7 protein-coding genes, 14 tRNA genes, 2 rRNA genes and 1 riboswitch are annotated in these 7,442 nt (G+C 40.4%); all 23 genes read left to right on the plus strand.

Annotation, left to right across the window (positions count from 1 at the left end):
• Positions 1 to 87, plus strand: a 23S ribosomal RNA gene (locus tag DES38_RS11585); the annotation flags it as partial.
• A gap of 167 nt (positions 88 to 254) precedes the next feature.
• Positions 255 to 369, plus strand: a 5S ribosomal RNA gene (rrf, locus tag DES38_RS11590).
• A gap of 11 nt (positions 370 to 380) precedes the next feature.
• A tRNA-Asn gene (locus tag DES38_RS11595) sits at positions 381 to 455 on the plus strand.
• 4 nt (positions 456 to 459) lie between these two features.
• Positions 460 to 552 (plus strand) — tRNA-Ser (locus DES38_RS11600).
• Positions 553 to 571: 19 nt separating this feature from the next.
• Positions 572 to 646 (plus strand) — tRNA-Glu (locus DES38_RS11605).
• 9 nt (positions 647 to 655) lie between these two features.
• A tRNA-Val gene (locus DES38_RS11610) sits at positions 656 to 731 on the plus strand.
• Between the two features lie 16 nt (positions 732 to 747).
• Positions 748 to 824 (plus strand) — tRNA-Met (locus DES38_RS11615).
• A 14-nt stretch (positions 825 to 838) separates the two neighbouring features.
• A tRNA-Asp gene (locus DES38_RS11620) sits at positions 839 to 915 on the plus strand.
• Between the two features lie 28 nt (positions 916 to 943).
• Positions 944 to 1,019 (plus strand) — tRNA-Phe (locus DES38_RS11625).
• 7 nt (positions 1,020 to 1,026) lie between these two features.
• Positions 1,027 to 1,112: transfer RNA gene (locus DES38_RS11630), tRNA-Tyr, on the plus strand.
• Between the two features lie 24 nt (positions 1,113 to 1,136).
• Positions 1,137 to 1,207: transfer RNA gene (locus DES38_RS11635), tRNA-Trp, on the plus strand.
• 21 nt (positions 1,208 to 1,228) lie between these two features.
• Positions 1,229 to 1,304: transfer RNA gene (locus tag DES38_RS11640), tRNA-His, on the plus strand.
• Between the two features lie 40 nt (positions 1,305 to 1,344).
• A tRNA-Gln gene (locus tag DES38_RS11645) sits at positions 1,345 to 1,419 on the plus strand.
• A 3-nt stretch (positions 1,420 to 1,422) separates the two neighbouring features.
• Positions 1,423 to 1,497 (plus strand) — tRNA-Gly (locus DES38_RS11650).
• A gap of 24 nt (positions 1,498 to 1,521) precedes the next feature.
• Positions 1,522 to 1,595: transfer RNA gene (locus tag DES38_RS11655), tRNA-Cys, on the plus strand.
• Between the two features lie 6 nt (positions 1,596 to 1,601).
• Positions 1,602 to 1,685: transfer RNA gene (locus DES38_RS11660), tRNA-Leu, on the plus strand.
• A 256-nt stretch (positions 1,686 to 1,941) separates the two neighbouring features.
• Positions 1,942 to 2,394, plus strand: coding sequence for a DUF305 domain-containing protein (locus DES38_RS11665; RefSeq protein ID WP_110252257.1), 453 nt, complete (start codon positions 1,942 to 1,944; stop codon positions 2,392 to 2,394).
• Positions 2,395 to 2,569: 175 nt separating this feature from the next.
• Positions 2,570 to 2,680, plus strand: a riboswitch (TPP riboswitch).
• Positions 2,681 to 2,783: 103 nt separating this feature from the next.
• Positions 2,784 to 3,770 (plus strand): ABC transporter substrate-binding protein, encoded by a 987-nt coding sequence (locus tag DES38_RS11670; RefSeq protein WP_110252258.1) that lies wholly within the window; start codon positions 2,784 to 2,786, stop codon positions 3,768 to 3,770.
• 24 nt (positions 3,771 to 3,794) lie between these two features.
• Positions 3,795 to 4,085: a thiamine-binding protein gene (locus DES38_RS11675; protein WP_110252259.1), complete on the plus strand. Its 291-nt coding sequence runs from the start codon at positions 3,795 to 3,797 to the stop codon at positions 4,083 to 4,085.
• A 45-nt stretch (positions 4,086 to 4,130) separates the two neighbouring features.
• Entirely contained in the window at positions 4,131 to 4,895 is a 765-nt protein-coding gene (locus DES38_RS11680; protein WP_110252263.1) for an ABC transporter permease, read from the plus strand.
• Positions 4,892 to 5,644 carry an ABC transporter ATP-binding protein gene (locus tag DES38_RS11685; protein ID WP_110252260.1) on the plus strand — a complete coding sequence of 251 codons (753 nt, stop codon included), beginning with the start codon at positions 4,892 to 4,894 and terminating at the stop codon, positions 5,642 to 5,644. Before DES38_RS11680 ends, DES38_RS11685 begins: the two co-directional genes overlap by 4 nt.
• On the plus strand, positions 5,625 to 6,407 hold the full coding sequence (locus DES38_RS11690; RefSeq protein WP_110252261.1) for a TatD family hydrolase: 783 nt from the start codon (positions 5,625 to 5,627) through the stop codon (positions 6,405 to 6,407). The genes DES38_RS11685 and DES38_RS11690 overlap by 20 nt, the downstream gene beginning before the upstream one ends.
• A gap of 247 nt (positions 6,408 to 6,654) precedes the next feature.
• Positions 6,655 to 7,272: an ECF transporter S component gene (locus tag DES38_RS11695; RefSeq protein ID WP_110252262.1), complete on the plus strand. Its 618-nt coding sequence runs from the start codon at positions 6,655 to 6,657 to the stop codon at positions 7,270 to 7,272.
• Positions 7,273 to 7,442 lie beyond the last annotated feature (170 nt).

A 7,442-nucleotide genomic window follows, 5' to 3' on the forward strand; every position in this document is an offset into this window, starting at 1 on the left:
TCAGAGACGATGAGGTAGATAGGTTCGAGGTGGAAGCATGGCAACATGTGCAGCTGACGAATACTAATCGATCGAGGACTTAACTAAATTTTTAACTGTCTGTCAGACTTCTTATCTAGTTTTCAGGGTATATTTAGATTTTTTTGATAAAAATTGTTTAATTTTTTATTAAAAAAACACTTGCTTTTATATTTAGAAATGAATATAATATAACTTGTCCTTGTAAAAGTTTCACTTGGATAAAGCGAAAAAGATCTGGTGACTATAGCGAAGAGGCCACACCTGTTCCCATGCCGAACACAGTAGTTAAGCTCTTCAGCGCCGATGGTAGTTGGGCTTACGCCCTGCGAGAGTAGGACGTCGCCAGGCATTGTATCCATTCCACAGTAGCTCAGTGGTAGAGCAATCGGCTGTTAACCGATCGGTCGTAGGTTCGAGTCCTACCTGTGGAGCCATAATGGAGAGCTGTCCGAGTGGCCGAAGGAGCACGATTGGAAATCGTGTAGGCGGTGTTAAACCGTCTCGAGGGTTCAAATCCCTCGCTCTCCGCCAGAACATTTTAATAAGAGATGGCCCGTTGGTCAAGCGGTTAAGACACCGCCCTTTCACGGCGGTAACACGGGTTCGAATCCCGTACGGGTCACCAAATTCCCATGGAGGATTAGCTCAGCTGGGAGAGCACCTGCCTTACAAGCAGGGGGTCGCAGGTTCGAGCCCTGCATCCTCCACCATTTTATTTCATAACGTCGCGGGGTGGAGCAGTCTGGTAGCTCGTCGGGCTCATAACCCGAAGGTCATAGGTTCAAATCCTATCCCCGCAACCAATTAATTTAATAGTGGTCCGGTAGTTCAGTTGGTTAGAATGCCTGCCTGTCACGCAGGAGGTCGCGGGTTCGAGTCCCGTCCGGACCGCCACTTATTTTTTGTTAAGTGTGCAAACAATGGCTTGGTAGCTCAGTCGGTAGAGCAACGGATTGAAGCTCCGTGTGTCGGCGGTTCGATTCCGTCTCAAGCCACCATTTATATGGAGGGATAGCGAAGTTGGCCAAACGCGGCGGACTGTAAATCCGCTCCCATCGGGTTCGTAGGTTCGAGTCCTACTCCCTCCACCATTTTTTAAATTAAATAAGCTTTATAGGGGTATAGTTTAAAGGTAGAACAGAGGTCTCCAAAACCTCCGGTGTGGGTTCGAGTCCTACTACCCCTGCTCTATATACAATACATTATGGCGGTCGTGGTGAAGTGGTTAACACATCGGATTGTGGTTCCGACATGCGTGGGTTCGATCCCCACCGGTCGCCCCATTTATGTTTTGTTTTTTTATTTATAAAATTATATATATTTTGGGCTATAGCCAAGCGGTAAGGCAACGGTTTTTGGTACCGTCATGCGCTGGTTCGAATCCAGCTAGCCCAGCCATTTGCGAAAGTAGTTCAGTGGTAGAACATCACCTTGCCAAGGTGGGGGTCGCGGGTTCGAATCCCGTCTTTCGCTCCATATTTTTAATTAGTATCAACATGTGGCGGTATAGCCAAGTGGTAAGGCAGAGGTCTGCAAAACCTTCATCACCGGTTCAAATCCGGTTACCGCCTCCACAACATGCCGGCGTGGCGGAATTGGCAGACGCGCGGGACTCAAAATCCCGTTCTTTCACGAGAGTGTCGGTTCGACCCCGACCGCCGGTACTATTTACATAATTTTAAAGTAACCCTGCAAAGTCTATTTAATTAAACTTTGCAGGGTTACTTTTGTTTGAATTTCGATCAACAAAGCTATGAGGGTGCCTTCAAAAAAGCTGAAATGGCGGTTTAATACCGTTATTCAAAACGCTTTATCCTCATTGTGAAGACTGATGGTTTGGAAAATCATATGTGAAAACGTTTCGTCAACCAGCTGATGGGTATTAGTAATATATGAATCTATTTTAGGAGGAGAGTAGGAATGAAACCTTATGCTAAGTTTGCTGGTATGATTATTACGTCAACGGTTGTCATGTTTTTATTCAAGTACTGGAGCACTTATGAAATTGATCATATCTATTTTAGCGAAACAAGAGCCTACATGGCTTTATTAATGGGAGCAACAATGGCTGTAATAATGTTGTTATTTATGACGCACATGCTGAAAAACCGAAAATTAAACATTAGTATTTTAGCAGGTAGTGTCGTTGTCTTTGCGTTATCATTATTCTTACTTAGAAGTCAAACGCTTGTTGATGATGTGGATTATATGGAAGCAATGATTCCGCATCACTCCATTGCTATTTTGACAAGTGAAAGAGCGCAAATTGATGACCCACGTGTGCGTGAACTTGCAGATGAAATTATTGCAGCTCAACGTAAAGAAATTGACGAAATGAAAGCGTATATTGAAGATTTAGAAGATGAAGAGTAATGTTAAGATTGTATTTAATTATACGTTATTAGTAGAATATCAATAGCATTACTGAGACAGTAGTAGTTGGATTGATCATTAATCTAATCACAAGAATAGTAAACATTATGAACTTAATACTTGTATTTATTATGAATGTATGGCAAAGTAGAACCTGTAAGTAATTAAATAGCAAGTTTCAATGTGGGGGGACCAGTACGGCTGGTTGAGATCGTATCCGATAAGATACAGACCCTTGGAACCTGATCTGGTTTAGACCAGCGTAGGGAACATATGTGAACACGAAATTATGTGATAATATATGCGCTCTAGGCCTCTGCCTGGGCGCATTTTGTTTTTTTCGTGGAAGTATAGTATGTTCCTCCATAAAATTTAAGGGGGATTTTCAGATGAAGAGAGTAGCATTATTTGTTGTATCAGTTGGATTATTTTTCAGTTTAACAGCATGTCAAGGTGATGACACAAATCAAACAGAAACAGTAGAAGATATTACCATGGTACTTGATTGGACACCAAACACAAATCATACAGGACTTTATGTAGCGGAAGCACTTGGCTATTTTGAGGATGAAGGTTTGAATGTAGAGATTACATTACCCGGTGAGTCAGGTGCTGCGCAAGTAGTTGCCTCTGGTCAAGCTGACTTTGGTATTGCCGCACAAGAGGCGATTAGTGAAGCACGGACGCAAGATATACCACTTGTGTCGATTGCTGCAGTTATTCAGCATAATACATCCGGCTTTGCATCACCTGTTGAAAAAGACATCACCTCACCAGCTGATTTTGCTGGCAAGACCTATGGTGGTTGGGGCGCACCCGTAGAAGCAGCAGTAATTGATGCTTTAATGAAAGACGAAGGAGCAAGTGTTGATGATGTCAATATCGTCAATATGGGGAATTCAGATTTCTTTACAGCTGTAGAACGTGATATTGATTTTGCTTGGATCTATTATGCGTGGACTGGAATTGAGGCAGAGCTTAGAAATCTTGAGCTAAACATGCTATATCTAACTGATTACTCAGAGAAACTCGATTATTATACCCCAGTTATTGCAACAAATGAAACCATGATTGAAGAAAATCCGGAAACAATTCGTAAGTTTATGAGCGCCGTGTCAAAAGGGTATAACTACGCCATTGATAACCCTGAAGAAGCTGCAGCATTATTAGTAGAAGCCGTTCCTGACTTAGATGAAGAACTGGTGCACGCTAGTCAAGAATGGTTGTCTCCACGATACCAAGACGATGCAGCGAAGTGGGGAATTCAAGAAGTAGAAGTTTGGGAGAATTACTCTGAGTGGATGTATGAGAATCAATTATTGGACCGAGAGCTTGATGTAGAAGGGTCCTTTACTAATGAATTTTTACCTGAATAAACTTTATGAAGAGGAGTAAATAAAATGGCAAATGCATTGGTTAGTATTCAAATTATTCCTAAAACAAAAAATGGAGAAGATGTGATTCCTTATGTTGATGCAGCAATTGCAATCATTGATCAATCAGGAGTGAAATATCAAGTGAATCCATTAGAAACAACAATGGAAGGTGAGTTATCAGAGCTATTTGCAATCATTGAGAAAATGAATGATGAAATGGTTGCACAGGGATGTAAGAGTATTATTTCCCAAGTCAAAGTCGTCTATAAACCAGAAGGTATTTCAATGGATACGTTAACTGAAAAGTATCGATAGGATGGGAGGTTAGGGCGATGTCTTTTGAGACATCGCTTTTCAATTATGAAGAGATTTACAGCAAAAACAGTTAGTCCTATGTTAGTGCTCGTTTTATTGCTCGTTATTTGGGAGATGAGTAGTCGCCTGTTGGACATTCCGGCCTGGTTGTTACCCGCACCGACGGTGATCGTAGCAGAGGGGATAGATGGTTGGGGGAACTACCAACATCATCTTATTTCCACGACCCAATTAGCATTCTTTGGTTTTCTTATCGGTGCTACGGTTGGGCTTGTTGTTGCAATGACATTGCACTTGTTACCAGCGGTTAAACGAGCGATTTATCCATTATTAATTTTATCGCAAAATATACCTATTATTGTTTTAGCGCCATTGCTAGTGATTTGGTTTGGGTTTGGTGTGATGCCTAAATTAATTGTCATTACTCTTGTTTGTTTTTTCCCGATTGCAGTCTCAACAATCGATGGATTTCGTCAAACGAGTTATGAACTATTACATTACATGCATATGGCTGGCGCATCAAAGCAACAGATCTTCACTAAATTAGAATTGCCCCATGCGTTACCCAGTATTTTTTCTGGTTTAAAGATCGCAGCAACATACAGTGTAATGGGAGCAGTGATTTCAGAGTGGTTAGGCGCTAATCAAGGAATTGGAGTCTATATGACACTTGCTCAATCTTCATTTCGAACAGATCGTGTCTTTGTTGCGATATTCTTTATCATGATATTGTGTATGATTTTTTTTGGAGCGATTATTGGGCTAGAAAAAGTACTGATTAAAGGACGGGGAAAGGAGGACGAATCATGAGTGAATTGGTAGTTGAAAAAATCTCAAAGTTATATCAAGGAGAGCCTATTTTATCTGAGGTTTCATTTTCAGTCAAAGACGGAGAATTTGTTGCTTTACTTGGTCCGTCAGGGAGTGGGAAAAGCACTCTGTTTCATTTAATCGGTGGTATTTCTAAACCGGAACAAGGCGCCTTCTATTTAGATGGAATAAACATTACCGGTCAGCGTGGTGCTATTAGTTATACGCCGCAAAGTCCTTCACTATTTCCTTGGCGGACAATTATAGATAACGTTGTGTTAGGCTTAGAAATACACGCAAAGCCAGATTATGATAGAGCGCGCACAATGTTACAAAAAGCTGGTTTATCAGGTTATGAAGAGGCGTATCCCCATCAGTTATCAGGTGGCATGCAGCAGCGCGTTGCATTTGTACGCGCCTTACTTAGTCCGCAGGACTTTATCTGTTTAGATGAGCCTTTTTCAGCGTTAGACGAGTTTACCAGACTAGAAATGCAAAAATGGTTACTGACAATTTGGGAAGAAAATCGACAATCTGTCTTATTTGTCACCCATAATATCGAAGAGGCTCTGTTTTTATCTGATCGCGTGATTGTCTTATCAAGTAAACCTGCCCAGATAAAAAAAGAATTTGTTGTTCCATTTGAGCGACCACGGCGTGAAGAATTGTTACTATCAGAAGAATTTCTGAAATGGAAAAAAGCTATTTACCAAGAACTGCAAGGTAATCATGATGAACGCCATCATTGATGCACATATTCATCTTGATCTATACGCCGAAAAAGATAGAGCATTGATGTTAAATAAGCTAAAAGAAGATGGTGTTACCGCGCTTGTTGCTGTTTCAAATGATTTAAAGTCAGCGCAATCAGTATTAGCCTTAGCAGCTACTCATCCGGAGATTAAGCCAGCAATTGGTTTTCACCCAGAACAGGACTTACCTAGTGATAATGAGATAGATAACATTATTGCATTAATTCACATGCATCACCAAGCACTTGTTGCGATTGGAGAGATTGGTCTGCCCTATTACACGCAACAAAAAAATCCTGAACTGTTACGAGAACCGTATATTGATTTATTAGAACGTTTCCTTAAAGTAGCGGCTGCATTAGACAAACCAGTTGTCCTGCATGCGATTTATGAAGATGCGTTAGTTGCTTGTGACTTATTGGAAAAACATCAAGTGAAACGAGCACATTTTCATTGGTTTAAGGGCACTGCGCCAATCATTGACAAGATGATTCGTGGTGGCTACTATATTTCTGTTACGCCGGACGTCATATATGAATCAGATATTCAGCGCGTGGTAGAGCGATATCCACTTGACTTAATGATGGTTGAAACAGATGGTCCGTGGCCTTTTCAAGGTCCTTTCGAGAAACAAATGACAGAGCCAGCGATGATTCATCAAACAATTGCTAAAATTGCTGAAATTAAACAAATAGAAACGGGGCGCGTCTATCAAACACTCTATCAAAATACGCGCCATTTTTATCGATTAGACAACTAACGTTTGTGTTAGTTGTCTTTCCTATGCGAGTCTTTTTGGAAAAGCCTTAAAATATTGATTGTGAAATAGGATATTTGTCTCTAACTATATGGTTGGTTTCAGCAGGTTGCACGGATTTATCGAAAATAAGTTGAATAAATTAGAATTTCAATTAAAATATAGAGTATGATGTAATGACAGTTGCTATTCTTAAAAAAGATACGTAAGGGTAGCCCGCTCTGAAAATACAATATAAGGAGTTAAGACTTTGAAAATTAAAGATTTTACGTTAACCGCAATATTTATTTCAATTATTTTATTATTTGCTTTTACGCCAATCGGTTTTATTCATCTAGGTGTTATCAAAGCAACACTTATCCACATTCCTGTAATTATTGGATCGATTATTTTAGGACCAAAAATCGGGGCGATACTAGGTCTTACCTTTGGTTTCACTAGCGTGATTACAAATACGATTGCACCATCCTTGCTATCGTTTGCCTTTTCACCGGCCATTCCAGTGTTAGGGACGGATCAAGGCAGTTTTTGGGCGCTTGTTGTCGCGTTAGTGCCAAGAATGATAATTGGGATTATTCCTTATTTTATTTACCGGTTCTTTAAACAAAAACTTAGTAATCGTATCCAAGAAAAAGCCGCGCTGTTTATCACGGGTCTAGTTTCGACAGTTATTCACACCTTTCTAGTGCTAGGAGCGATTGCCTTATTATTTACCGATGCTTACGCACAAGCGATTGATGCTACAAGTGGGAGTGCGATTTTTATAGCAGTAATGACTGTTTTTCTCAGTAATGGTGTCGGTGAGGCTTTAGTTGCCGCTTTTATTGTTACGATGATTATTCCACCACTGTTGCGGATTTCTAAATAAAAGCAATTGTTGTCCAACAGAAAAAAGATACGAAACGATCATATTTTTCACGATCGTCTCGTATCTTTTTATCTTGGTTGTACAATAAATAGCGTTGGTGAGTCAAAAACTCACTAGCGTTATTTTTCTTTTTATAATAGAAAACAAGTGAGTTTCCCTGTAGAATAAAA

The sequence above is a fragment of the Streptohalobacillus salinus genome (assembly GCF_003201605.1).
Classification (GTDB): Bacteria; Bacillota; Bacilli; order Bacillales; family Amphibacillaceae; genus Streptohalobacillus; species Streptohalobacillus salinus.

Excerpts from the sequence above, each read along its gene's own strand:
- DES38_RS11665 (WP_110252257.1), top strand. The coding sequence starts at position 1,942 with ATGAAACCTTATGCTAAGTTTGCTGGTATGATTATTACGTCAACGGTT.
- DES38_RS11670 (WP_110252258.1), top strand. The coding sequence starts at position 2,784 with ATGAAGAGAGTAGCATTATTTGTTGTATCAGTTGGATTATTTTTCAGT.
- DES38_RS11675 (WP_110252259.1), top strand. The coding sequence starts at position 3,795 with ATGGCAAATGCATTGGTTAGTATTCAAATTATTCCTAAAACAAAAAAT.
- DES38_RS11680 (WP_110252263.1), top strand. The coding sequence starts at position 4,131 with ATGAAGAGATTTACAGCAAAAACAGTTAGTCCTATGTTAGTGCTCGTT.
- DES38_RS11685 (WP_110252260.1), top strand. The coding sequence starts at position 4,892 with ATGAGTGAATTGGTAGTTGAAAAAATCTCAAAGTTATATCAAGGAGAG.
- DES38_RS11690 (WP_110252261.1), top strand. The coding sequence starts at position 5,625 with ATGATGAACGCCATCATTGATGCACATATTCATCTTGATCTATACGCC.